Annotated in this window: 28 protein-coding genes; 13 read left to right on the plus strand and 15 right to left on the minus strand. The window is 27.9% G+C overall.

Going from position 1 to position 26,383, the window contains the following annotated elements; genetic code table 11:
* From ACRDDY_RS11315 to sdaAB, 7 genes are all read right to left on the minus strand, one after another.
* A partial coding sequence (locus ACRDDY_RS11315) for a RecQ family ATP-dependent DNA helicase (RefSeq protein WP_438565056.1) occupies positions 1–793 on the minus strand: 793 nt, incomplete at its 3' end.
* A 14-nt stretch (positions 794–807) separates the two neighbouring features.
* Positions 808–1,110: a hypothetical protein gene (locus ACRDDY_RS11320; RefSeq protein WP_438565057.1), complete on the minus strand. Its 303-nt coding sequence runs from the start codon at positions 1,108–1,110 to the stop codon at positions 808–810.
* A 168-nt stretch (positions 1,111–1,278) separates the two neighbouring features.
* Positions 1,279–1,770: a hypothetical protein gene (locus ACRDDY_RS11325; RefSeq protein ID WP_438565058.1), complete on the minus strand. Its 492-nt coding sequence runs from the start codon at positions 1,768–1,770 to the stop codon at positions 1,279–1,281.
* Positions 1,771–1,784: 14 nt separating this feature from the next.
* The gene (locus tag ACRDDY_RS11330) at positions 1,785–2,759 is read right to left on the minus strand and encodes a diaminopimelate dehydrogenase (RefSeq protein WP_438565107.1); all 975 of its coding nucleotides are present in this window, start codon (positions 2,757–2,759) and stop codon (positions 1,785–1,787) included.
* Positions 2,760–2,816: 57 nt separating this feature from the next.
* Positions 2,817–3,551: a bifunctional hydroxymethylpyrimidine kinase/phosphomethylpyrimidine kinase gene (locus ACRDDY_RS11335; protein WP_438565059.1), complete on the minus strand. Its 735-nt coding sequence runs from the start codon at positions 3,549–3,551 to the stop codon at positions 2,817–2,819.
* A 145-nt stretch (positions 3,552–3,696) separates the two neighbouring features.
* Positions 3,697–4,578, minus strand: a complete 882-nt coding sequence (gene sdaAA, locus ACRDDY_RS11340; protein WP_438565060.1) for an L-serine ammonia-lyase, iron-sulfur-dependent, subunit alpha — start codon at positions 4,576–4,578, stop codon at positions 3,697–3,699.
* Position 4,579: 1 nt separating this feature from the next.
* A complete protein-coding gene (gene sdaAB / locus ACRDDY_RS11345) occupies positions 4,580–5,260 on the minus strand; it encodes an L-serine ammonia-lyase, iron-sulfur-dependent subunit beta (protein WP_438565061.1) in 681 nt (226 codons plus the stop codon).
* Between the two features lie 231 nt (positions 5,261–5,491).
* Here sdaAB and ACRDDY_RS11350 point away from each other — a divergent pair, with 231 nt between their 5' ends.
* Positions 5,492–5,983 (plus strand): hypothetical protein, encoded by a 492-nt coding sequence (locus ACRDDY_RS11350; protein WP_438565062.1) that lies wholly within the window; start codon positions 5,492–5,494, stop codon positions 5,981–5,983.
* Between the two features lie 62 nt (positions 5,984–6,045).
* Here the strand turns inward: ACRDDY_RS11350 and ACRDDY_RS11355 are convergent, their stop codons facing one another.
* Complete coding sequence (locus ACRDDY_RS11355) at positions 6,046–6,375, minus strand: hypothetical protein (protein WP_438565063.1); 330 nt, start codon at positions 6,373–6,375, stop codon at positions 6,046–6,048.
* A 256-nt stretch (positions 6,376–6,631) separates the two neighbouring features.
* On the opposite strand from ACRDDY_RS11355, the gene ACRDDY_RS11360 reads away from it, so the two are divergent.
* Positions 6,632–7,132: a hypothetical protein gene (locus ACRDDY_RS11360; RefSeq protein WP_438565064.1), complete on the plus strand. Its 501-nt coding sequence runs from the start codon at positions 6,632–6,634 to the stop codon at positions 7,130–7,132.
* Between the two features lie 113 nt (positions 7,133–7,245).
* Complete coding sequence (locus tag ACRDDY_RS11365; RefSeq protein ID WP_438565065.1) at positions 7,246–7,737, plus strand: hypothetical protein; 492 nt, start codon at positions 7,246–7,248, stop codon at positions 7,735–7,737.
* Between the two features lie 42 nt (positions 7,738–7,779).
* Here ACRDDY_RS11365 and ACRDDY_RS11370 read toward each other — a convergent pair whose 3' ends face one another.
* On the minus strand, positions 7,780–9,438 hold the full coding sequence (locus tag ACRDDY_RS11370; protein ID WP_438565066.1) for a nucleoside kinase: 1,659 nt from the start codon (positions 9,436–9,438) through the stop codon (positions 7,780–7,782).
* Between the two features lie 123 nt (positions 9,439–9,561).
* Between ACRDDY_RS11370 and ACRDDY_RS11375 the strand changes: the two genes are divergently transcribed.
* Together ACRDDY_RS11375 and ACRDDY_RS11380 are read left to right on the plus strand one after the other, a co-directional pair.
* Complete coding sequence (locus ACRDDY_RS11375; RefSeq protein ID WP_438565067.1) at positions 9,562–10,320, plus strand: YetF domain-containing protein; 759 nt, start codon at positions 9,562–9,564, stop codon at positions 10,318–10,320.
* Complete coding sequence (locus ACRDDY_RS11380; RefSeq protein WP_438565068.1) at positions 10,310–10,690, plus strand: DUF4363 family protein; 381 nt, start codon at positions 10,310–10,312, stop codon at positions 10,688–10,690. The genes ACRDDY_RS11375 and ACRDDY_RS11380 overlap by 11 nt, the downstream gene beginning before the upstream one ends.
* Before the next feature lie 29 nt (positions 10,691–10,719).
* Here ACRDDY_RS11380 and ACRDDY_RS11385 read toward each other — a convergent pair whose 3' ends face one another.
* Entirely contained in the window at positions 10,720–11,031 is a 312-nt protein-coding gene (locus ACRDDY_RS11385) for a DUF1540 domain-containing protein (RefSeq protein ID WP_438565069.1), read from the minus strand.
* A 261-nt stretch (positions 11,032–11,292) separates the two neighbouring features.
* Between ACRDDY_RS11385 and ACRDDY_RS11390 the strand changes: the two genes are divergently transcribed.
* Genes ACRDDY_RS11390 through argF form a run of 7 tightly spaced genes read left to right on the plus strand, consistent with a single transcriptional unit; the run spans position 11,293 to position 19,154 of the window.
* Positions 11,293–12,513, plus strand: coding sequence for an argininosuccinate synthase (locus ACRDDY_RS11390; protein ID WP_438565070.1), 1,221 nt, complete (start codon positions 11,293–11,295; stop codon positions 12,511–12,513).
* Positions 12,514–13,902, plus strand: a complete 1,389-nt coding sequence (gene argH / locus ACRDDY_RS11395; protein WP_438565071.1) for an argininosuccinate lyase — start codon at positions 12,514–12,516, stop codon at positions 13,900–13,902.
* The gene (gene argC / locus ACRDDY_RS11400; RefSeq protein WP_438565072.1) at positions 13,895–14,926 is read left to right on the plus strand and encodes an N-acetyl-gamma-glutamyl-phosphate reductase; all 1,032 of its coding nucleotides are present in this window, start codon (positions 13,895–13,897) and stop codon (positions 14,924–14,926) included. Before argH ends, argC begins: the two co-directional genes overlap by 8 nt.
* Positions 14,927–14,942: 16 nt before the next feature.
* Positions 14,943–16,163: a bifunctional glutamate N-acetyltransferase/amino-acid acetyltransferase ArgJ gene (gene argJ / locus ACRDDY_RS11405; RefSeq protein ID WP_438565073.1), complete on the plus strand. Its 1,221-nt coding sequence runs from the start codon at positions 14,943–14,945 to the stop codon at positions 16,161–16,163.
* A gap of 16 nt (positions 16,164–16,179) precedes the next feature.
* Positions 16,180–17,037, plus strand: a complete 858-nt coding sequence (gene argB / locus ACRDDY_RS11410; RefSeq protein WP_438565074.1) for an acetylglutamate kinase — start codon at positions 16,180–16,182, stop codon at positions 17,035–17,037.
* A gap of 14 nt (positions 17,038–17,051) precedes the next feature.
* The gene (locus ACRDDY_RS11415) at positions 17,052–18,212 is read left to right on the plus strand and encodes an aspartate aminotransferase family protein (RefSeq protein ID WP_438565075.1); all 1,161 of its coding nucleotides are present in this window, start codon (positions 17,052–17,054) and stop codon (positions 18,210–18,212) included.
* 21 nt (positions 18,213–18,233) lie between these two features.
* Entirely contained in the window at positions 18,234–19,154 is a 921-nt protein-coding gene (argF, locus tag ACRDDY_RS11420) for an ornithine carbamoyltransferase (RefSeq protein WP_438565076.1), read from the plus strand.
* 48 nt (positions 19,155–19,202) lie between these two features.
* Here the strand turns inward: argF and ACRDDY_RS11425 are convergent, their stop codons facing one another.
* Both ACRDDY_RS11425 and ACRDDY_RS11430 read right to left on the minus strand, forming a co-directional pair.
* Positions 19,203–20,609, minus strand: a complete 1,407-nt coding sequence (locus tag ACRDDY_RS11425) for an MDR family MFS transporter (protein WP_438565077.1) — start codon at positions 20,607–20,609, stop codon at positions 19,203–19,205.
* A gap of 325 nt (positions 20,610–20,934) precedes the next feature.
* On the minus strand, positions 20,935–21,972 hold the full coding sequence (locus tag ACRDDY_RS11430) for a nucleoid-associated protein (RefSeq protein ID WP_438565078.1): 1,038 nt from the start codon (positions 21,970–21,972) through the stop codon (positions 20,935–20,937).
* Positions 21,973–22,075: 103 nt separating this feature from the next.
* Here ACRDDY_RS11430 and ACRDDY_RS11435 point away from each other — a divergent pair, with 103 nt between their 5' ends.
* A complete protein-coding gene (locus ACRDDY_RS11435) occupies positions 22,076–22,624 on the plus strand; it encodes a class IV adenylate cyclase (RefSeq protein WP_438565079.1) in 549 nt (182 codons plus the stop codon).
* 64 nt (positions 22,625–22,688) lie between these two features.
* On the opposite strand, the gene ACRDDY_RS11440 is transcribed toward ACRDDY_RS11435, so the two are convergent.
* From ACRDDY_RS11440 to ACRDDY_RS11450, 3 genes are all read right to left on the minus strand, one after another.
* Complete coding sequence (locus ACRDDY_RS11440) at positions 22,689–22,994, minus strand: PTS lactose/cellobiose transporter subunit IIA (protein ID WP_438565080.1); 306 nt, start codon at positions 22,992–22,994, stop codon at positions 22,689–22,691.
* A 77-nt stretch (positions 22,995–23,071) separates the two neighbouring features.
* On the minus strand, positions 23,072–23,374 hold the full coding sequence (locus tag ACRDDY_RS11445) for a PTS sugar transporter subunit IIB (RefSeq protein WP_438565081.1): 303 nt from the start codon (positions 23,372–23,374) through the stop codon (positions 23,072–23,074).
* A gap of 220 nt (positions 23,375–23,594) precedes the next feature.
* Positions 23,595–26,306 carry a sigma 54-interacting transcriptional regulator gene (locus ACRDDY_RS11450; RefSeq protein ID WP_438565082.1) on the minus strand — a complete coding sequence of 904 codons (2,712 nt, stop codon included), beginning with the start codon at positions 26,304–26,306 and terminating at the stop codon, positions 23,595–23,597.
* Positions 26,307–26,383: the final 77 nt, after the last annotated feature.

A 26,383-nucleotide genomic window follows, 5' to 3' on the forward strand; every position in this document is an offset into this window, starting at 1 on the left:
TCATTCCACCATGATACTTTAAAACACTAAATCCTATGTCCCTTAGAACACTATATAATTCATCAACTTCTTTTCTTGAAGCACAATATATTATTCCACTTTCAGCTTCATGTTCTCTTATAATATGAGTTACTTCTTCCTTATCTATCTCTTTTAAAATTTTTATTCTTAAATTATTTCTATTTATATTCCCCTTATAAATATATGGATGATTAAGAGAAAGTAATTTTATAGAATCTTCCATAACTTCTTTTGTAGCTGTAGCTGTAAATGCTGATATAACTGGTCTTTTGTCAAGTTCATCACAAAAAACTTTTATTTTTCTATAACTCTTCCTAAAATCATGTCCCCATTCTGAAACACAATGAGCTTCATCTACTGCTATATGACTTATATCTAGTCCTTTTATCATTCTTCTAAAATAATCTGATTCAAGCCTTTCCGGAGCTATATAAAGTATTTTATACTCTCCAAGTGCTGCATCATTTAATATCTCTTTCATCTTTTCTGTATTTATACTACTATTTATAAATGCCCCTTTAAGACCAAGTTCTTTTAAATTATCAACTTGATCTTTCATAAGAGAAATAAGTGGTGAAATGACTATAGTTATTCCACTTAAAATTATTGATGGAATCTGATAACATACAGATTTTCCTCCTCCTGTTGGAAGAAGACAAAACACATCACTCTTATTTATTATTTTTTCTATTACTTCTAATTGCCCTTCTTTAAAAGTATCATATCCATAGAATTTTTTTAATGCATAATGTGCTTTTTCTCTAATGTTCATTTCACTCTTCCTTTCTACTTTACTTTGCTTTTTATTCCTTCGTATAGATGTTCTATATAATCTATTTTAAAACCTTCATTTTTAATTTTATCTATTCTTACTTTAGCTCCTTGAATAGAAGTTTTAGCCTCTCTAAAATCCTTTAGCTTTATACATCTACTTGTATAATCTAAAAAATAATCTACCTTTATTGCATCTTTTGCTAAATCTTCTCTGCCTTCATTTACTAAATTTAAAACTTCACTATAAACTTTTGGTGAAAGGTCTTCTCTTACTCCACTTAAAAAATCATTATTTTTACTATTTTTCTTTGCCATAACACGAACTCCTGTTTTTATTTTATATTAATAATATACCCTTAAAATATTTTTATATCAATATTTTTAAGTTTTGTCTTGTTTTTCTTTTTCTAATCATAAAATTTATACCTTAAAACTTTGAATTTAATTAAAATAAAAAGAGAGTCGTAAAAACCCTCTTTCTCTTTAAACCCCCATATGAAATACACAATACTCTTTATTTTTTTCTGCAACTTCTAGCATATCTATAAGCTTTTTGAGATCACTTAATAATTTTCTTTTTTTCACTATTATCTTTTCATATGAACCACCTCTAAAATACTCTTCACCTTCATGGATTCCTAAATTTTCATATACATATGAACCTTCAAGTGTAAATCTTTCTTCACCTAACGAAAAAAGAATTCCCCATGCTTTAATTATTTTTTTAAGCTTTTCAGCATTATCATCTTGTATTAATGTTAATCCATGATATGCAAGACCTTTCTTTTCAGTACTTTCTTCACAATCATTTCTTATCCATTTTAATGTATCATAGATATATATAATTATATCATCATCAATTTGCACAAAAGGTAGATTTTCTTTATTTCCATTAAAATAATTTGTACATGTTCTTTCTCTTTTTTCCTTAACATTTATCTTATTTTTCTTAACAAGAATAAAATCATGATACATAATAAAACTTTCCCTTATAACAATTCTTTTCTTAGTTCTTCAGAAGTTTTATTAGAAAGATATCCCAGAGGTACATCAAATACTGTTATCGCTCCACATCTTCCCTCTTTAGCCATTTTATTTATAGCTCTAGCATAAGAAACTAATACACTTGCGGTAAATTCAGGGTTACTATCAAGAACTAATGAATATTCTATCTTTTCTCTATTTCCATTTCCAGTAAGACCTGTTCTTATAACAAAACCACCATGTTGCATTCCACTATGATTTTCTTTTAATTCTTCTTCTGAAATAAAGTTTACTTTTGTATCATAATCTAAAAAATAATTTGGCATTTCCTTTATCTCTTTTTCTATTAAATCTTTATTTGCTCCCTCTTCTAAAACAACATAACAAACTCTGTCATGCTTTTCTCTAGTCTCTAATTTAGGATTTTCTAAATTTCTAACCTTCATTAAAGCTTCTTCTTTTGGAACAGTATACTGTATTCCATTTTTAACACCATTTATTCTTCTTATAGCATCTGAGTGTCCTTGACTTACTCCGCTTCCCCAAAACGTATAATCATTTCCTTCAGGTAAAATTGCTCTTCCCATAAGTCTATTTATTGAAAATAATCCTGGGTCCCAACCTACTGATATTATAGAAAGAGTATCACTTTCTTTCCCTACTCTATCCATATGATTAAAGTACTCTGGAATTTTTGCATGTGTATCAAAAGAATCAACAGTATTAAAATTTTCTAAAATCATAGGTCCTTGTTCTGGTAAATCTGTTGCTGAACCACCACAAAGAATCATAACATCTATAATTCCTTTATAATCTTTAATTTTAGATATATGAGCTGTCTCCACTCCATCTATCATTACCCCTTCTCTTCTTGTAAAAACAGCTTTTAACTCAACATCTTCATTTTGCTTTATAGCATTTAAGACTCCACGTCCTAAATTCCCATAACCTACAACTCCAACTTTAAATTTTTCCATTATAAAAACCTCCATAAACTCGTTTTTATAATTTTACCATTTTATACCATTTATTTTCAACTAAACTTTTATTTTTTCTTCTAATATGTAATCTTTACTATTTTTAATAGATGTTCTTAAACTTAATTTATTTCCTATATTTGCTGATATAATTGCAGATAAATTTTCTCCCTCCATATATGTATCAACATTATTTAATAATTCACCTTTAAAAAACACCATTTCATCTCCATCATATAGTATATCTACAGCCTTATCTTCATCTTGTAAGTTTCTAATTAAAATGTTTAAAGGTCCAAGTTTTTTTATTTTTTCTAAAGTTTCTTCAATATCACGAATGCCTATCACATTTATATCTAATAGTTCTTCAATATCATTTTTACTTAAAATTAAAAGATATGAAAGAGGTAATATTTCTTTTATATATGCCTTTTTTTCAGATTTAGATAGAATCCCTTCACCTTTTTTTGAAACAATTTGACCATTTACAACTATACTTGGAATACTTCTTTTTTTTCTTAGCTCTTTTCCAACAAGTTTTATATTATCTTCTCCAATTAAAGTTCCTATTTTTATTACATCAAAATCTAACTCTTCAAAAACAACTTTTATTTGATCTTTTAGCATTCCTTTAGAAATTTTCTCTACCTTAAATTCACCTTGGCTATTTTGAGCAATTATTGATGTTGTAATACTTGATGGACAAATTCCATTTTTCAAAAAAACACTAATATCTTTTTGAATTCCTACAGTTCCAATACAATCTGCTGCTGATATAGTTAATGCTCTATTCATTTATTTTTCTCTCCTTATCATTTGTAATATATATTTTATTATATCCTATCTTTATCTCTTTCAAATCAAATTTAAATTAAATTTCATAATTTTTCTTCTTTAAATACAAAAAAGATGATGCTAAACCATCATCTTTTTTCTAAAACTACTCGTCACCAAAAACTTTTTTTCTAAGCTCAAGACCAGCTTTAGTAATTGCAACTCCCCCTAATGCTGTTTCTCTTAAAGATGATGGCATTTCACGCCCAACTTTGTACATTGCACTAACTGCATCATCAAATGGAATTTTTGACTCTACTCCTGCCATCACTAAATCAGCAGTGCATAAAGCACTTATTGCTCCTGAAGCATTTCTCTTTGCACATGGAATTTCAACAAGCCCTGCAACTGGATCACATACAAGTCCTAAAATATTTTTTAAAACTATAGCACCTGCATCCATACTCATCTTAGGTGTTCCACCCATCATAAATACTATTGCACCAGAGCCCATAGCTGCTGCTGAACCACATTCTGCTTGACATCCACCTTCAGCACCTGAAAGTGTTGCATTCATTCCTATAATTGTTCCAATTGCTGCTGCTGCAAAAAGTCCTTCAATCATTTCATCTTCTGTTTTAGAAAGTTTTCCACCTGCTGATAAAATTGCTGCTGGTAAAATTCCACAAGATCCTGCTGTAGGACAAGCAACTATTCTTCCCATAGATGCATTTACTTCAGAACATGCAAGAGCCATTGCCATTGCCATTACAGTTGTATTACCTGTTAAAGTTTCTCCCTTTTTTAAATATTCATTTACTCTATATCCATCACCACCAATTAATCCTGTAACAGAATAAACCGCCTTCTCCATTCCTTCTGTTACCGAATCAATCATAACTTTTAAGTTATCACGCATTTTTTCTATAATAACTTCTCTAGATACATTTGATTTTTCCATTTCCATTCTTATTGCATATTCACTCAATGAAATATTTTCTTCATTACATATATGTATAAGTTCTTCACCAGTTCTTGCTATTTTCATTTTAAAGCTCCTCCCTAACAGGATTAATAAGTATAACTTTTTCTATATAATCTAAATTTCTTATATTTTCTAAAACCTCTTCATCTATACTATTATCTAATTCAAATATCATAGTAGCTCCTTGTCCTCTTTGTTGTCTAAAAACACTCATAAAAGCTATATTAACATTCTTTTTAGATAGAAATGATGTAACGTTTGAAACCACTCCTGGTACATCTTGTTGAGTTACTATAAGAGTCGGATATTCACCTGTAAAACTTACACGACTTCCATTAACTTCTGTAATCTTAATGCTTCCTCCACCAATAGATGATCCCATAACTTCTGAAACATTTCCATTTTCAGTTTTCATTATAAATCTAACAGTATTTGGATGTTCATCACCTAAATCTGCTTCAATAAATTCATACTTTACACCTTTTTCTTTTGCTATCTCCATAGATGTTCTAAGTCTTTTATCACTTGGATTCATTCCTAAAATTCCAGCAACTAAAGCTCTATCTGTACCATGTCCCTTGTAAGTTTTCCCAAAAGATCCATGTAATAAAAATTTAACTTCCTTAATTTCATCTCCTGCAATTGATCTTGCAACTCTTCCAAGTCTAGCTGCTCCTGCAGTATGTGAACTTGATGGTCCTATCATAATTGGACCTAATATATCAAAAACACCAACACTTTTCATACTTTTCTCCTATTTCTTTAATATTTTATTTATCATTATTTTAATATATTTCAAGATTAATTAAAATAGTTTTATACATCATAGAATTATTTTAATTTATATCTAATTTTCTTATTGTTTTTTTGAATACTTTAATCCTTTTTCGGTAATAATTTTACTATTCGCTTTTTATCTATGTTCATACTTTATATTTTTATTAATATTATTATAATTTTTATTTGGAGGTTTTTAATGGACATTTTATTTTTAGTTGAAATATTATTTATTCTTTTCAATTTATTCTTTTTACTAAAAAATTTATTAAAGAAACAATCAATAAAAAAAGAAGGTAGCTATCACTCTATTACTAATTTTAACTCTCTGTTTTTTGCTACAACAATTCTTTCTATATTTTTACTTATATATGTTATCTTTTCAAATGATGAATTTACTTATCTTACAAAAACTCTAGCTATTATAATCTTTCTTTTATTAATAGCTTCAAGCTTTATAAATACAAATATTTTATTTGGACACTATAGTTTTTCCTACACATACTATTCAATAAAATATAGTGATGTTCAAAAAGTAACTATTATAAATAATGGTAAAACTAAACTTATAGTTTTCTTATTAAAAGATAATAGACAGTTTTCTTTTAAAACATCTAAAAACAATGGCTCTATTATTTCAGAAATTTTAAATAGAAAATCAGTTAATACTCTCTTAAAAAATACGAACTAACCAAAACCTAGTTAAAATAAAAAAAGATGAATTTGTAGTTCATCTTTTCTAAAGTTTAAATTTTATTTAAATAGGCTTTTATAAAAACCATCAAATCCATCATCTCTAATGGCTACTTCTGAATCATCATTCACATAAAATTTATTCATAGTTGATACTATTAAATTAAATTTTTCTATATTATTTTCCTCTAATAGCACTGTGTAAAGATATGCTAAGTGATCTTGCATATACTCTTGAATATTTTTCATTTCTTCATCTGAAATTTTTCCTTCTTCATATAACTTTTTTATAGGTCCATTTCTAAATGAGAAATATGTAGATGATTTAGCTATATTTTGTATATACTCTTTTGCTTCTCTTTTTTCTTCTTTTCCTTCTATTTTTATCATTTTTTTCACCTCTTCTTTATACTATCTTTTAATTTTCTATACTACTATTCTATCAATAACTCCCACACTTTATCAACAATAGTCTTTTATCTACTAGCTTACCTCTATAACTAGGTAAAACTTATATATGCCCATTTATTAACTTCTCATTCATTTTTTATTAATATCTTATTCTTTTTCTACTGTTATCATTTATCTATGTTTTAATTTTAAAATTGAAAACGTCCACAATTAACTAGTGAAAGGACTGATATATTTGTTACAAATACTTATTTATCTTGCAATTATAGGAGCAATGATTCTTTTATCTTTCAGAATGATTAAACCTTTTATACTACAGGTTAAGCTAAAGAAAGATACTGATGGATTAACTATATGGAATGTAATGCCAATATCATTTTCTTATATTATTGTTATCCTTATTATATTAGCTTATATAGTTTATGAACATCAAAGAATGAACCCTATTATCATAGCACTTGCAATACTATTTATTTTTATTTCAGTAGTATCTGGTATTACGAATTCAAGAATGGTTATTGGATTTAAGAAATTTTCTTATATGTATAGTACTTTAGATTTTAAAGAAATGAGTAAAATTACTATAACTCCACATACTAAAAAACCTAACTATTCTTTAATAACTGTTAGAAAAAATACTGGTGGTGAACTTGCATTCATTTTACCAAATGAAAAAAAAGATATTTTCAAAAAATATATGGCAGCACATGGTAAAGGTTCTGTTGAAAGACATTAAAAAAGCTATACCAGTATCACTTAAGATAAGTTATATTGGTATAGCTTTTTGATTGTTCTTACTATAATTTTACAATACTTAAAATATCTTAATTTAAGAAAGAAGGTTTTATTTTGAACAGTAACTTTGGTATTATTTTATTCCTAGCAATGACTGTATACTTTTTATATACATTTAAAAAGAACTTTGATAAGAAAAAGGCCCTTTATGCACAAGGTGAATATAAAGAATTTAATTATCTTTTACCAAGCTTTTACATATACGTTATTTGTGCATTTATCCTTTTAGGATATGTTGGATACAGCTATAAACATATGTCTCTTTTTGAAATTTTTATGGGATTTGTATTTTTTGTTATTATATTAATTTCTGCTTTTTTAAACAGAACTGTTGTTTTGGCTAATGATGGTATTTTCTTCATCTATTATTATTTAGAATATAAAAAATTAGATGGTGTTGGTATCCAAAAACTTAGAAATGGAAAGTTTTCTCTTGGTTTTATAAGTAATAAAAAAATTATCTTTAGTATGAAATTAAAAGAAACTGAAAAAAATATGGTTCGTGATTTTATGGCTAAAAGAAAAGTTCATATAGAAGAATTTTAAAAAAAAGAACTGCATTTTATAATTTAATGCAGTTCCTCTTTTTTAATAATCATAAAATATGCTTCCACCTATAAACTCTCTAAATATTGAGTTGTCTGGTACATATTCCATTGGTATCTCTTTAAAGAAACTTAAAAATGCCTTTAATCTATAACTTTCAGCATATACAGGACTATCTTTTTGTATTTTATTAAGCTCTTTTAAAGCATATGGTTTTAATACAGATAATTCATATACAAGAGTTGAATTAAACATATCCTCACATTCTTCTTGATATACAAAAATATTATTCTTCTCTCCTCTTTTTATAGATGGCCACATCTTAAGTGTTTCTTCAGCTCCATATCCTCTAGATAAATAATCTCTAACTATTCTTCTTATTTTTCTTACATCTGTAGTTTGAATTCTATTGTGATTATCTAAATTTAGCTGTGTTAATGCAGATATATATATCTTATATTTATTTTCTTCATTTACTCTAGATGTTAACATTGGATTTAATCCATGTATTCCCTCAACTATAAGTATTCCATTTTTAGGTAATTTAAGTTTATTCCCTTTCCACTCACGCTTTCCTGTCTTAAAATTATATGACGGTATTTCTACCTCTTCACCTCTTAATAATTTTATGAAATGATCATTTAATGTAATTAAATCTACTGATTTTATAGTTTCAAAATCATAATTTCCATCTTCATCTTTCGGGTTATCTTCTCTATCTACAAAGTAATCATCTAAAGATATTGGTACTGGTACAAGCCCATTTACTCTAAGTTGAATACTTAATCTTTTGGAAAAAGTAGTTTTTCCTGATGATGATGGTCCTGCAATTAATACCATCTTCACTCCTCTTTTATTCACTATATTATCAGCTATATAAGCTATCTTCTTCTCATGAAGTGCTTCTGCTACCATAACAAGTTCCCTAGTATTTCCTTCCTCTATTTCTTTATTTAAACTACCAACTTCTCCTACACCTAATATTTCAAGCCACTTCTCAGTTTCATAAAAAATATTAAAAAGTTTCTTTTGCTCCTTAAATTCTGGTAATTCCTCTAAATTATTTTCTTCTGGATATCTAAGCATAAATCCTGGTTCATAATATTTTAAGTCAAAGGCTTTTATTACACCTGTACTATCTGCCATTAAGCCATAGAAATAATCGTACCTATCTCCAAGTTTATATAAATCTATACAATCTTCTTCCATTGTTTCTAAAAGAGCAACTTTATCTTCCATTCCATATTCATCAAATATTTTTATTGCATCTTCTCTTGAAAATTTTTCTTTTTCTATTCTTGCATTCATTTTTATTAATTCTGTCATTCTTATTTTTATCTTAGCAACATCCTCATTTGTTAATGCTATATTTTTATGAATCTCACCAAACATACACTTACTAATAGAATGCTCTATTGTTATCTTTGCATTTTTGAATATATCAAGAGTTGCCTTTATAAATATAAATTGTAATGCTCTCTTATATATATTCATTCCAAGTTCTGAATTTAGCCTTACAATAGTTAAATTTCCACTTTCTCTTATCTCTGAACTTAATTCAAAATACTCATAATTTAATCTACATAATGCTATGTTTTCTTTTTCATCTTCATAATAGCTTTCTACTATCTCTCTGAAGCTTGTCCCTTTATTAACATTTATTATATTTCCATTTTCAAGTATTATATTAAACTTTTCCATATTCTTCATCCCTCCCTTCTATTATTATATTCCTCTTCTTTATACTATGAAACCGTTCTCCAATAAATATATGAATATTCTATTTCTTTTTGAGAATATTAGTATATAAGGAGGTTTTTTGTTATGATTATTTTACTTATAAGAACAATAATTTTATATATATTAGTAATGATTGTTATGAGACTTATGGGAAAACGTCAAGTAGGTGAACTTCAACCTTATGAGTTTATTATAACTATTATGGTTTCTGATCTTGCCCTTTTACCAATGCAAGATATAAAGCTACCACTTCTTCTTGGAATTATTCCTATGCTCACATTATTACTTTTAAAATTAAGCTTGTCCCAATTACAGCTTAAAAGTCAATTTGCAAGAAAAATTATAGATGGTTCTCCATCTATATTAATTTATAAGAGTAGAATTATATATAAGGAATTAAAAAATCAACAAATAAATATAGATGAACTTATGGAAGAACTTAGGCTTGCAGGATATTTTGATTTAGAAGATATTAAATATGCCATTTTAGAAACTAATGGTGATATATCAATTCTTCCTAATAAATCAAATGATTTAATAAAACCAATATTTGCTAAAAAAAATAAAGGCAAATACCATCGTAAGCATCAACCTAAAACAACTATGTCTGGTAATGAAGCTCCCACAGAAATTTTCTTACCTAAAATACTTATTTGTGATGGAAAGATTAATATTAATGCTCTAACTAAAGTTAATCGTTCTAAAGATTGGATTTTTGAAAAATTAAAAGAAAATGGTATAACAGATTTAAAAAAAGTATTAATTGCTTTTTTTGATACTAAAGGAAATTTTAAGTATCAACTTTTTGATGAATATAAGGATGACGAAGATTATGAAAAATAGAATCATATCACTAATTCTTTTCTTTTCTTTAATTTTTCTTGTTTTTTATGCAACAAAAAAATTAAATAATTTATATGAATATATAGAAAGCACTTGTAATGCTATGGAAGAAGCTATTGAGAAATATGATTTTAATACATCCTACGAGTTATCTATAAAACTTTTAACTATTATTGAGCAAGATGATGCCTTCTGTTCTTTCTACGTTTCTCATTATGACACAGAAATTCTTATGACTAACTGTATTTCTGTAGCAACTAGTTCACGCTCAGAAAGTTATGGAGACTCTTTAACTGCAATTTACATTCTAAAAGTTTCTGCTAAAACTATGAAAAACTTTCAAAAACCCAATTTAGAAAATATTTTTTAAAAAGGGCTATTTAATCTAGCCCTTTTCTACTATCTTTCTTCAAAGGTAGCACATTGTGTATCAGAAGAATAACTGTTTAAATTATTAGAAATATCCACATTTTTTGCTACACACGTTTGTCCTTTATTATAGGTACATGTATCAACACTGCAATTAATATATAAACTAGGATTTATGTCACGTACATCACTTGTTAAAGAATCTATTTTGGGTTGAAAATTTTTGCAATTAGTTTCACTTGAAAATTCTGCTTCTTGTCCTCCAACTGTTATTTCATTATTGCAACAACAATTTTGTTTATTGTTTGTACAATCTGAAACTTCACATTTTAATGTAGTCATTTAACATCAACTCCTTATCTTCTATACAATCATAGTATTTGTCTTTTTTTATTTTAAATACACTTGTCTACTTAGTATTCTATTTCTATTTATTCATTTTTTTTACTTTTCAAATTTATTTTATGCATATTTTTTCTATTTTTGCTTGTTTTTATGCATAAATAAATAATTTTTATTTATTTTCAATTATTATATTGCATAAATATTCTAATAAGTATATAATACCAATAAATGGTAATTAGATAAAAAGGAGGCTTATTTATGAAAAAATTTAATAAAGTAGTTTTAGCTTATTCTGGAGGTTTAGATACATCCATAATTATTCCTTGGCTTAAAGAGAATTATGGGTGTGATGTTATAGCTGTTGTTGGTAATGTGGGGCAAGCTGATGAACTAGAAGGCTTAGAAGAAAAAGCAATTAAAACTGGAGCATCTAAAATATATATTGAAGATTTAACTAAAGAATTTGTTAATGATTATATTTTTGAAACTGTTAAGGCAAATGCAGTTTATGAAGGAAAATATCTTTTAGGAACTTCTTTTGCTAGACCAATCATAGGAAAAAGAATGGTTGAAATTGCACTTTTAGAAGGTGCTGATGCTATTTGTCATGGTTGTACTGGCAAAGGAAATGATCAAGTTAGATTTGAGCTTGCTATTAAAGCTTTTGCTCCAGACATGCCAATTATTGCACCTTGGAGAATATGGGATATAAAATCTCGTGATGAAGAAATTCAATATGCAATAGATAAAAATATTCCTATAAAACTTACTCGTGAAACTAATTATAGTAAAGATAAAAATCTTTGGCATTTAAGTCATGAAGGTTTAGATTTAGAAGATCCAGCAAATGAACCTGATTATGAAAAAATCCTTGAAATGTCAAAAACAGTTTTTAAAGCACCAGATAAAGCCACTTACCTTACTCTTTCTTTTGAAAAAGGTGTTCCTGTAGCTCTAAATGGAAAAACTTTAAACGGTGTAGACCTTATTTTAGCTCTTAATAAACTTGGTGGTGAAAATGGTATTGGAATTTGTGACATGGTTGAAAATAGATTAGTTGGTATGAAATCAAGAGGTGTTTATGAAACGCCTGGCGGAAGTATTTTATATTACGCTCATAAAGATTTAGAATCTATTTGTTTAGATAAGGAAACAATGCATTATAAAGAAATGATAGCTTTAAAGTTTGCAGATATTGTGTATAACGGACAATGGTACACACCACTTCGTGAAGCTCTTTCTGCTTTTATAAATAAAACTCAAGAAACTGTTACAGGTGATGTTAAATTAAAGCTTTATAAAGGAAATATTATAACATCCTCTATAACTTCTCCTTACTCTTTATACAGTGAAGAATATGCAACCTTTGATGAAGATGAAGTATATAACCAAAATGACTCTGCTGGATTTATAAATCTTTTTGGTTTACCTATTACAGTAAAAGCAAAAATGGAAAAGGCTCTTAAGGAGAATAAATAAATGAAACTTTGGGGAGGACGCTTTAAATCTGCAGTAGACCCTCTTGTTAATGACTTCAATTCATCAATAAAAATAGATAAAAGAATGTATAAAGAAGATATTGAAGGAAGTCTTGCGCACGTTAAGATGCTTGGCTTTCAAAATATAATTCCTAAAGAAGCTAGCCAAAAAATAGAAGCTGGCCTTCTAGAAATTTTAAAAAGATTAGAAAATGGAACTATTGAATTTGATATGACAGCTGAAGATATTCATAGTTTCACAGAAGGGCTTTTAACTTATTATATTGGTCCTTCTGGAAAAATGCTTCATACAGGTAGAAGCCGTAATGACCAAGTTACTCTTGACTTGAGGCTTTATCTTAAAAAATATATTCCATCACTTATTAATGATTTAAATGACTTGTTAATTGTACTTCATTCAAAATCTTTTGAAAATATAGATACAATTATGCCTGGCTATACTCATATGCAAAAGGCTCAACCTATTACTTTCTCTCATCATTTATTAGCCTATGCTGAAATGTTTAAGCGTGATATTAATAGACTAAAAGATGCATTAGTTAGAATTGATGAAATGCCACTTGGAAGCGGAGCTCTTGCTACATCTACCTACCCTATTGATAGAGATATGATTAAAGATTTATTAGAATTTTCAAAGGTAACTTTAAACAGTCTAGATTCAGTTTCTGATAGAGATTATGTAATTGAAACAATCTCTTGTCTTTCTATTATAATGATGCACCTTTCAAGATTTTCTGAAGAAATAATTCTTTGGTGCACAAACGAATTTAATTTTATAGAGCTTTCTGATAAATATAGTACTGGAAGTAGTATTATGCCTCAAAAGAAAAATCCTGATGTAGCAGAACTTGTTCGTGGAAAAACAGGACGTGTTTATGGAGATTTAATTACTCTCCTAACTGTTATGAAGGGAATTCCACTAGCATATAACAAAGATATGCAAGAAGATAAAGAAGCACTATTTGACGCTTTAGATACTGTAACTCTTTCCTTAAAAACATTTACTGGAATGATTAACACTATGACTATAAAAAAGGAAAATATGAAAGAAGGTGCCTCTAAAGGATTTACTAACGCTACTGATTTAGCTGATTATTTAGTTAAGAAAGGTACTGCTTTTAGAATTGCACACGAAATTGTAGGTGAAGTTGTTCTTTATTGTATAAAAGAAAATAAAGGTATTGAAGATCTTTCACTTGTAGAGCTTCAAGAATTTTCTACAATCTTTAAAAGTGATGTCTATCATGCAATTTCACTAACTACTTGTGTAGAAGAAAGAAATGTTTTAGGTGGACCATCTAAATCATCTATTCTCCTTCAACTTGATTCATTGAAGAACTTTATTGATGAGGTAAATTCTAATGTATAAAATAGGCATAGTTGGTGCTACAGGCTATGTTGGTTGTGAGCTTTTAAGACTTCTTTTAAATCACCCTAAAGTTACTATATTTAAAGTAAGCTCAAATTCTTTTGAAGGTAAAAACTTTAATTATATCTATAAAAATTTTCTCTTCCAAACAAATTTGGTTTGTGAAGATATAGATTCTGTTATAAATAATTCTGATGTAATATTCACCGCTCTTCCTCATGGTTTAAGTGAGAAAATTGCAGAAAAAGCTTTTTATAAAAATAAAATATGTATTGATTTAGGTGCTGATTTTAGACTTTCTTCTGAAAAAGATTATAAGGAATGGTATGGTAAAAGTTTTGATAAACCAAAGCTTCATAAATATAGTATTTATGGTCTCCCTGAACTTAATAAAGAAAAGATTAAAAATTATAAAATAATTGCAAATCCTGGTTGTTTTCCTACTTCAATTGAACTTCCTCTTTTGCCACTTTTAAAAGAAGAAATAATAACACCTAATATTATTTGTGATTCTAAGTCTGGAACTACTGGTGCTGGTAGAGGTTTATCTATTGCTTCTCATTACCCAGAAGTAAATGAAAACTTTAGTCCTTATAAAATAGGTTCTCATAGACATACACCTGAAATAGAGGAAGTCTTAAATATAGTTTCTAAAGATAAAGTAAATCTAACCTTTACTCCACACTTACTTCCAATAAATAGAGGAATTCTATCTACTATTTACTCTTCCTTAAATAAAGCTATTTCTCTTGAAGAAATTCATAATATAATGACAAATTTTTATAAGGATGCACCTTTTGTAAATATTCTTCCTTTAGGAGAAGTTGCTGAGATAAAAATGGTTAAACTCTCAAATTATTGTAATATTTCTCTTCATTTTAATCATAAAAAAGATAAATTAATAATAATTAGTGTAATAGACAATATGATTAAAGGAGCAGCAGGACAAGCAATTCAAAATATGAATATAGCCTTAGGATTTGATGAAACCTGTGGCTTACTAGCAGTTAGTCCTAGCTTCTAATTTTAGGAGGATTAATATGAAATTTATTGAAACTGGTTCTATAACTACTCCACTTGGATTTAAAGCAGCAGGTATCCATTGTGGCTTAAAAAACTCTAATAAAAAAGATTTAGCTTTAATATCTTCAGAAGTTCGTGCTAAGGCTTTTGGTGTATATACCAAAAATATTGTTAAAGGTGCACCTATTTATGTTACTAGTGAACATTTAGAAGATGGCTATGCTAGTGCAATTATTATAAATAGTGGTAATGCTAACACTTGTAATGGTCAAAAAGGATTAGATGATGCAAAAGCTATGACATACTTCACTTCCTTTGATTTAGGGATTCCCAAGGAAGATATTCTAGTAGCTTCTACTGGAGTTATAGGTGTCCCTTTAAATTTAAAAGCTATTGTAAATAAAATTCCAAAGCTTGTATCTAAACTTTCAAAAGATGGTAGTTCTGATGCTTCTACTGCTATTATGACTACTGATACAAAGAAAAAGGAATGTGCCATCTCTTTTACACTTTCAGATGGGATAACTTGTTCTATTGGTTGTATCTCAAAAGGTTCTGGAATGATTGAACCTAATATGGGCACTATGCTTTCTTTTATAACTACTGATATAAATATCTCACATAAGCTACTAAAAAAAGCTTTAAAGATAAGTACTGACCTTTCATACAACTGTGTTTCAGTAGATGGTGATACAAGCACTAATGATATGGTATTAATTTTAGCTAATGGTTTAAGTAATAATAAAAAAATTATTGAGGAAGATTCAAATTACAATTTATTTTTACAAGCTTTAAATAAAATTAATTTGCTACAAGCTAAAAGAATTGCAAGTGATGGTGAAGGTGCTACAAAACTTATAGAATGTACTATAAGCTCTGCCCCTTCTAAATCCGATGCTATTATCTTTTCTAAAAGTGTTATAAACTCAAACCTAGTAAAAACAGCTATTTTTGGTAGTGATGCAAACTTTGGTAGGATTTTATGTGCTCTTGGATATGCAGGAATTTCATTTAATCCAAACATATTATCCTTATCATTTAAAAGTTCTGCTGGAAAAATTTTAGTTTTTAATGAAGGTTCTTCCATACCTTTTAATGAAGATAAAGCAAAAGAAATCCTTACTAAAGATACTATCGAAATTCTTATTGATATGAATAATGGTGATTACTCTGCCACTTGTTTTGGTTGTGATTTAAGTTATGATTATGTAAAAATTAATGGAGATTATAGGTCATAAGGAGGTGCTTTAAGTTTTGTTTAATCCTGATTATAAAGCTGAAATTTTAGTTCGTGCCCTTCCCTATATTCAAGAGTATAGTGGAAAAACTATTGTTGTTAAGTATGGAGGCAATGCAATGATAAGTCAAGATCTTCGTGAATCTGTTATTAATGATATTATTCTCATGAAATGTGTTGGCTTTAATATAGTTGTAGTACATGGTGGTGGTCCCTACATTTCATCATTTTTAAAGAAATTAGATATAAAATCTAATTTTATAAATGGTCTTAGATATACTGATTCTGAAACTATAAATATAGTTCAAATGGTTTTAGGGGGAAGCGTAAATAAAGATTTAGTTTCACTTATTCTAAAATCTGGTGGAAAAGCAATTGGTCTTTGTGGTATGGATGGTGGTCTTATTAAAGCTAACAAGCTCTCATCACCTACTAATTTAGGGTTTGTTGGTGAAATAACTTCTATTGATACTGAAATTTTATCAATGAGTCTAAAATCAGGATATATTCCTGTTGTTGGCAGTGTAGGAATAGATGAAAAAACTTCTGATATTTATAACATCAATGCAGATACTTGTGCTTCTAAAATAGCCTCTGCACTTAAAGCTGAGAAACTTATTTTACTTACAGATGTTCCTGGTGTTTTAGTTAATCCAAAAGATTCAAGCACACTTATTTCTAAACTTAGACTTCACGAAATTCCTAAACTTTATAGTGATAAAATCATTCAAGGTGGAATGATTCCTAAAATTGAATGCTGTGTTGAAGCTGTTAGGATGGGAGTTAAGAAAGCACATATTTTAGATGGACGAATAAAACATTCCTTACTTTTAGAAATTTTTTCTGATGAAGGAATTGGAACTATGATTTATTAAATGGGAGGTTTTTTATGGATAATTTTTTAATGAATACCTATGCACCTCTAGATAAAATCTTCATTAAGGGAAAGGACTCTTTTCTTTATGATGAAGAGGATAATGAGTATATTGATTTTTCAAGTGGTATTGGAGTAAATTCTATTGGATATGGTGATGAAGATTATATTAAAGCCGTTTCTATGCAAGTTTCTAATCTTCCTCATATCTCTAATATCTTTTTAAATAACAATTCCCTAACTTTAGCTAAAGTTTTAGCTTCAAAAGCTAATATGAGTAAAGTTTTCTTTACAAATTCAGGTGCTGAAGCTAATGAATGTGCAATAAAACTCGCTCGTAAATATAGTTTTGAAAAATATAATACTAAAACCCGTGGAACTATTATTACTCTCTACTCTTCTTTTCACGGAAGGACCTTAACAACTTTAAAAGCAACAGGACAAGAAAAATTTCATAATTACTTTCATCCTTTTCCTAATGGTTTTAAATATGTTAAGGCTAACTCTATAAATGATCTATTAGAAAATCTTACTTCTGATGTATGTGCTATTATGATGGAAACTATTCAAGGTGAAGGTGGTGTACATCCATTAGATAAAGTTTATTTAGAAGAGGTTTTTAATATTTGTGCTAAAAAAGATATTTTAACTATCTTTGATGAAGTTCAATGTGGAATTTATAGAACTGGCAAACTTTTTTCTTATGAGCATTTTAATTTAAAACCTAATATTATTACTACTGCTAAGGGTCTTGGTGGTGGCCTTCCTATCGGAGCATGTCTTTGTGATGAAAAATTAAAAGATGTATTTAAGCCATCTGACCATGGCTCAACCTTTGGAGGAAATCCTGTATCTTGTGCTGGAAGCTTAATTGTATTAGATAAACTTTCAAAAAAAACTTCTTTAAATTCTATAAAAGAAAATGAAACTTTGCTTTTCTCTAAACTAAAAAATAAAAATCTAAAAATAATTACAGAAATACGTGGAAAAGGTCTTATGGTAGGAATTGAAATTAAAGAATCTAGCTCTAAAATTCAAAAACTACTTTTAGAAAAAGGCTTAGTTGTTTTAACGGCTGGTCCAAATGTTATAAGACTATTACCTCCACTCACTATAAAGAAAGAAATTTTAAATAAGGGACTAAATATTCTTATAGATGTTTTAAAAAATAATTAAATATAAGGGGGCTTTTATCTTATGAAAAAAGATTTATTAAAAATGAATGATTTATCTAAAGAAGAAATTCTAGATGTGTTAAATTTAGCAGACCAATTAAAATATGAGCAAAAACATGGAATACCACATACCCACTTAAAAGGAAAATCTCTTGGAATGATTTTTGAAAAGTCATCAACAAGAACTCGTGTATCTTTTGAAGTTGGAATGTATCAACTTGGTGGAAATCCATTATTTTTAAGTAGCTCTGACTTACAAATAGGTCGTGGGGAACCTATTTATGATACTGCTAGAGTTTTATCTAGATATCTTGATGGAATTATGATTAGAACTTTTGAGCAAGAAGAAGTAGATACTTTAGCTAAATACTCTTCTATTCCTATTATAAATGGACTTACAGATGATGAACACCCATGTCAAATATTAGCTGACTTAATGACTATCCGTGAATATAAAAATTCTTTTGATGGACTTAATGTTTGCTACATTGGAGATGGAAACAATATGGCAAACTCTCTTCTGGTAGGTTGTCTTAAAGTAGGTATGAACTTTTCTATAGCCTCACCAAAAGACTACTCTTTAAAAGAAGAGTATATAACCTTAGGAAATAAAATTTCTGAAGAAAATAATACTTCTTTTAAAATGACTAATGATCCTAAAGAAGCTATAAAAAATTCAGATATTGTTATAACTGATGTTTGGGCTAGTATGGGACAAGAGTCTGAATCTGCAAAAAGAATAAAAGACTTTGAAGGATATTGTGTAAACTCTACTCTTATGAATTTAGCTAATAAAGATGCCATAGTCCTTCACTGTCTTCCAGTTCATAGAGAAGAAGAAATCTCAGCAGAAGTTTTTGAAAAACATTCACCTTCTATATTTGATGAAGCAGAAAATAGACTTCATGCACAAAAAGCAATTTTAGTTAAATTATTATCTTAAAGCTTAAAAAGCATAGCACTTAAAATCTAAGTTCTATGCTTTTTTATTTTATGATACTACTGGTTTTTCTTTTTTCTTTACTACAATAATTGCAATAACTAACCCTATTATTCCAAGAATTCCTGCCCAGAAGAATGATGTATTCATTCCATGAATAGTTGCATTTAAAGGATTTTTAAGTCCTGATGAAGCAGCTGATTTTGTCATTACAGTAACTAAGATAGATGTTCCTATAGCTCCTGCAATTTGTCTCATTGTATTATTTGCTGCATTTCCATGTGCATAGTATTTTCTTTCTAATGTGTTCAATCCTGAAGTTGTAAGTGGCATTAAAAACATTGACATTCCAAGTAATCTAACTGCATACATTCCTGTAATATACCAAATTGGTGTTGTTATACTTAAGAATGAAAAAGCAAATGTTCCACCTGTAAATAATATAAGTCCTACTATTGCAAGTAGTCTTGGTCCTATCTTATCAAATAATTTTCCTGTTATAGGATTCATAACTCCCATAACTATTGCTCCTGGCATTAATGCAAGCCCTGCATCAAATGCTGAATATCCTCTACCATTTTGTAAATACATTGGAATTATAAGTTCTGATGATATAAGTCCTGCATAAACAATCATTACTATTATAGTTGAAAAAGTAAATGTTCTACTTTTAAATACTCTTAAATCAAGCATTGGTTTTTCCATTGTAAGTTGTCTCCAAACGAATATTGCTATTCCTACAACTCCTACAATTAAAGGAATATATACTTGTCTACTGCTCCATGCATCATTCCCTGCATTACTAAATCCAAGTAATAATCCACCAAATCCAAATATACAAGTTATTGTTGATATAATATCTAGTCTTACCTTCTTAGTATCTGTTACATTCTTTAATAAGAATATTGCAAGAACAAAATCTAATATTGCAAAAGGTAATGTTACATAGAATAAATCTTTCCATGGATGACTATTTATTATCCATCCTGAAAGTGTTGGTCCTATTGCTGGTGCAAAAGCTATAACTAATCCAACAACTCCCATTGCTAATCCTCTTTTTTCTATCGGGAAAATTATAAGGAATACTGTTTGCATAAGTGGCATTAATACTCCTGCCCCTGCTGCTTGTAGAAGTCTTGCTATTAAAAGTGTATCAAAAGTTGTAGCTGTTGCTCCTATAATTGTTCCTATTGTAAAAAGTCCCATTGACATTAAAAATAATGTTTTAGTCTTAAATTTGTCAATTAAAAATGCTGTAAATGGAATCATAACTCCAAGTACTAACATATATCCTGTACTTAACCATTGTGCTGTAGCAACACTAATATGTAAATCTTTCATTATATCAGGTATAGCAACATTCATAAATGTACTATTTAAAAATGCTATAAATGCTCCAAGTAGTATTACTGCTGATATAAGTATACTATTATACGGTTTTTTTACTCCTTGTTCCATAAAATCACCTTATCCTTTGTTATTATGTATTTTTCTTTTTTATGTATTTTATAAAACCTATAAGTTTTATTAGAAACTAATCAGTTTCATTAAAATTATATTTTCAAAACGACTTTTAGTCAATGTATAATTTGTTAATAATATTTTATATCTTATTTTGTTCATTTTGTATTTTTCCTATACTCTATTTCTATTTTATCTAAATAAAACTTAATTTATTCTAAGTTAAAGCTTCCTCTAAATCTCTAGTAAAATTTATCTAGAAATCTAACTATTAAATAAAATTAAAAAAGCTATTTCGATTTCCCAAAATAGCTTTTTTAATTTACTTTTCTATATAGTTTGTTATAAATTTTATAGTCATATTTACAGTTCCATCACCATTTCTTGTAACTTCAAACTTACTCTTATCTAAATAATCTTCTTCCTCTAAATAAAGATCAATTTTATTATCAATTTTAAGTCTTACCCTTTTAAGTTTCTTCTCTGCCCATGTTTTATCTATTTCAACTTCATCTATTCCTTGCTCTTTAAACATACCACTAAAATTTTGAAGCTTTTCTTTATCTTCTTTAAATATTTCTTTTGAAAAATCTTCTATATGAATTATCTCTTCATCCCTTAACTTTCTTTTAACTGCATCACGTACTTCCATAGCTTTTAAAGGTTCTTCACTAAAATTTTCCCTTGTCCATGCCTCTGCTACATTTACAAATATTTTTGTTAAATCTCTTTCATTATCTATAACAGTACACCCTAAAAAATTATTTATAAAATAATTTGCACCATACTCTTCATTATTCTTTCCCTTTCTTTGTTTATCTAAAACCATAAGATTATAACTATCTCCTTCTCTTATTGGTTTTATAAATGCAGCTTTTTGAATCTTTTGAGAACTACCTGGGAGTCCTGCTGATTGTGGAACTATCTCTATTCCAATCTTTTCTTCAACAAACTCTACTTGATGTGTAAAATTCTTAACATAATCCATCTTAAGTATAGCTATCATAGGCCCTTTATCAGTAACTATAGATGCAATTATTAAATCACATGAAGGAATATTTGTATTCCCATTCATTACAGCAAACATTTGCATTGCAAGTTCTTTTGATAAATTTATTAAATTATGGTCTATCCCATTTAAATAATCTTGGCATACCTCTTTTACAATACTTCTTTCTGGATTAAATACTGCATACTTAAGTTCTTCATCCTTCAAACATTTTTCTATATGCTTAAAAACAAATTTATATATATCATCTGTTAAATCTAATGCATATTCATTTAATATAGGCTCACTTCCTGCAGTATCTAAAATATGTATAATTGCTTCATTTACATTTACTTCACTAATATATTCCATAAAAAATCTCCTTTAAAATCATCTATGTTATATTCTATCACATCTTTAAGCATTACTTATAATTTCTGATATAATTAAATTAAAGAACAAAGGAGGCTTTACTATGGCTAAGGAATTAGAAACTAGAATTATAGATATAGATGTTACTTTATTAAGACTAAAATTATCTTCTCTTAATGCAAAAAAAGTAAAAATGGAAGATCAAATAAATGACCTTTATGATTTTGAAGATGGTAGCCTTTTAAAAGATAAAGGTTATGCTAGAATAAGAACTGTTTATGATAATTTAAATAACAAAGAAATTATCTTTATGACTACTAAAAAGCTTTTATCACAAGATACTTTTAAGGTTATGGAAGAAAATGAAGTTATTGTTGATAATAAAGTTATGGCAGAAGGTATTTTTAAATCTTTAGGCTTAAAACTTACTCAAAGTATAAAAAAATACAGAGAAAGCTATAAATTAGAAAATGGATTAGTTGAAATTGATATAAATGATACAGCATTTTGCCCATTTCCTTATATTGAAATTGAAACTGACTCAATAGAACACCTTGAAAAAATAGTGTCTCTTTTAGGTTTTTCTATGAAAGATACAACATCTGATACTATTTATAATCTTATATCTAAATTCAATGAAAAAATGAAATAAAAAAGAGAGGTCATCCCTCTCTTTTTTATGATTCATATACTTACCTATTATTTTATATAATAGTTTATTTTTTTAATAATTCTTCTCTAATATCAATAATTTCAGTTGCAATATCTTTTAATGTCATTGTAGTCATTAAGTGATCTTGTGCATGTACTAATAATAATGAAACTTCTGTTTTATTTCCTGCTGCTTCACCTTGTATTAATTTAGTTTGTGAATGATGTGCTTCTGTTAATTGAGCAGTAGCTTTTCCTATTAATTCTCTTGCTTCAGCTATATTTCCATCTTTTGCTGCTTGCATAGCTTCCATAGCATAACTTCTTGCTTCTCCACTATACATGATTAAATTCATAATTATTTCTTCCATATTCCCTACCTCTTTTCAAAATCATTTATTTATTACATTTTAAAAGTGGAGTCATTAGGCTCCACTTAATTTAAAGACTAACCTATTAATTGTAAAGCTCTATCAAGAACTTTAGCTCCATTCATTGTTCCGTAAGCTACAGTATCTATTACTTCAATTGGTAATTCTGCTGGTGCTTCTTTTTTGAATTTTGATAATAAGAATCTAACTTGAGGTCCTAATAATAGTACATCAACTTCTCCTAATTTTTTGTGAGCATCTGCTTCTGCTAATGCTTCTATATGGCACTCAATACCCTTTTCTTTTGCTGCTGCTTCCATTTTTGTAACTAAAAGACTTGTTGACATTCCTGCTGAACATACTAATAATATATTTTTCATTTTTATTTCCTCCCTTGTTTAAGAATTAAACATTTATTAATTCTTATATCTTTCTTTTGTATATCTATATACATAAGCAACTTTCATGCCAAGTTTAAAATATTTATTTTTTATTTTTACTTTTCATCTAAATCCTAGTAAAATAGGCATTCTTAATCCTCTAATGAAAATACGGTAGAGTGTAATTTTTCATTTACACACTACCTTATTTTAAACACACTTAGCTTTTATTATTCAAAATCATTCTAACAATATATGCAATCTCATTATCTCCAATATTAATCTCATATTCAACTTCTATTCTTTTAAAAGCTCCCTTTACAAGAATAAATTCTTTATTATATTCATTTCTATATTCATTTAAACCCACAAAAGGTGTTTCTTTCCCATTCTTTTTAAGTTTATCTACTAAGAAACATGTATGCATTAAAATTCCTAATTTTACATCTGAATTTATTTTTACACAAAGCTTTCCTTCAATATCAACTAAAAGACTCTTTATTTCTTCTACTAGTCTATAGGAATCTATATCTGAAATTTGAGATTTTAAAGTTTCACCTATATGGTCATATTGAATCTCTTCACTTACTAAAGAATTTAATCTACTAATTCCCTCTTCAGTAAATACTTCTACTGCTGAAACAAAAGGAATCCCCTCTGCATACATATTTACCGCACCAACTATAGCTACTATTGTATAATCCTTTTTAAGCTCCTCTATATTATTAAAAAATCTTTCCTTATCTAATATATCTATAGGAATAACTCTCACTCTATCTTTTATATAAATTTTCTCTTCAATAACATCTCTAAGTCTTTCTGCTGAACCTTCTCCTGTAAAACAAGTAGTTATAATAGCTAACTCTTTTCTTATTCCTTTTATACTATTTTCATAAGAATAAACTTGTATATTTCTACATGATCTATATATTGAATCTATATCTCTTCCACACAATGCTTTTCTTCCTACATCAATAGCTGTTAATGTACTTACCATATCTATAGTTCTAATATCTACACCAATTTCTTCTTTTAAGATATCACCAAAATTAACTAATGAACCCATATCTGCTAAAACTATAACACCTTTTCCTCTATCAATCTCTCTAATTCTCTTTTTTACTCTTTCAAGCATTTCCTCAGCCTTCATAGTAAGAGGCATGTCTAAAGCCTCTATATATTCTTCTCCAATCAGTGTATTAGCAACTTCTGCCATACTCGTCGCTGTAGAAATTCCGTGCATTATTATAAGAACACCAACAGTTTTCTCTAAGTCTTTATTTCCTTCATTCACATTAGAATTTAAGAACATAGTTATATATCCTATCTCATCTAATGTAACATCTATCATAAATGAATCTTCTACCATCTTAGCAATATCCATAGCTATCATAAATTCATCTTTGAATTTTGATTTAATATAATTTAATTTTGGATGATAAATTCTATTTCCATTCCTTATTCTCTCAATACTCCCTTGCATATGAAGTGCTAATCCATAGTAAATTTTCTCATCATACTCTCTATTTAATTTTTCTGATGCATACTCTAAACCTTTTTCAACAATATCTAATACTTTTTCATCTGCAATTTTTAGTATTTCTGCCTTTCTAAAATTACTTTTAAAACTACTCATATATTTATTAAAATATGAATCTATATCTACATTCAATATATCTTTTATATGTTCTTCATCTAGCCCTTCTTTTTTTAAAGAATCAACTTTTTCTTCTATAACATTATAAAAATATTCTATATCATTTTTTCTTACTGCTTCTTCTAATGCAAACGCTTTACTATTTTTTTCCTCTTTATATGAAAATGAAATAACATCATTTAAATTTTTAAATAGTTTATCTATCTCACTTCTATGATCTTTAAGTTTCATTATTCCACGCTTTACATTACTCTGTAAATCTTGTTGTTCTATTATAATTACATTCTTACTTTTAGATTTAAAATTTAAAAATGCTTTTGCACAGGATAATTGAATATCACTTTTTAATTGTCCAATATTATTTGTGCATTCATAAAGCAAAAATGATATTAATGCATTCTTATCAAAATATATCTCATTTGAGAGTCTAAGAGATTCATTCTTTATAAATTCTTCTAAAAGCTTATATCTTTCTTTTAATGTTCTTTCCTTTAAAGGTGGAAGAGTTATTGTCATAGGTATTCTTCTTGTAAAAGTTTTTAAAAGATATGACTTTGGTTCTTCTGTTGTTGCCGCTATAATTTGGACTTGTGCTCTAATTTCCTTCTCACTTTCCCCAAGAGGTCTAAAACTACCTTTATCTATAAATGTAAATAACATCTCTTGTCCTTGTGGAGATAATCTATGAATTTCATCTAAAAAGATAATACCACCATCTGCTTGCTTTAGAAGACCATCTCTGTCTTTATCAGCTCCAGTAAATGCCCCTCTTTTAACACCAAATATCTGTGATATAAGAAGCTGTGGATTTTCTGAATAATCTGCACAATTAAATCTTACAAAAGGTGAATCTTCATTTAGTGTTTTAGATTCTTTTGCAAAACCATACATAGCTTCTGCAAACATTGACTTTCCTACCCCTGTTTCTCCAAGGATTAATGTATGAAGTCCATTTGGCGGATAAAATATTGCAGCTTTTGCTTGTTGTATTGGTACTTGAAGAGATTCATCTGCTCCTACTAATGAATCTAAGCAGTTTCGTTCTAAATCTACACTAACCTCTTCCTCATCTTTTTCAACTTGCATTTCTTTATATAAAACTGGTCTTCCCTCTATTTTTGTCACTTTATTATCTTTAAATAAATCATTTAAATATCTGCTTATAGTTGCCCTATCTAGATTCATAGCTTTACTTAGTTCAATTGCTGATATTCCACGCCTCTCTTCTCCACTTAACTTTATCAGCCCTTCTAATACTTGGTCTATCCTCTTCATATTCTGCCTCCATACTATAATTCTCTTTATATTTAATTACAATTATACACTATTTTGCACACTTTATTTAATACCAA

Origin of the sequence: Clostridium sp. (assembly GCF_051656525.1) — a bacterium.
In the GTDB taxonomy this organism is placed as follows: Bacteria; Bacillota; Clostridia; order Clostridiales; family Clostridiaceae; genus Clostridium.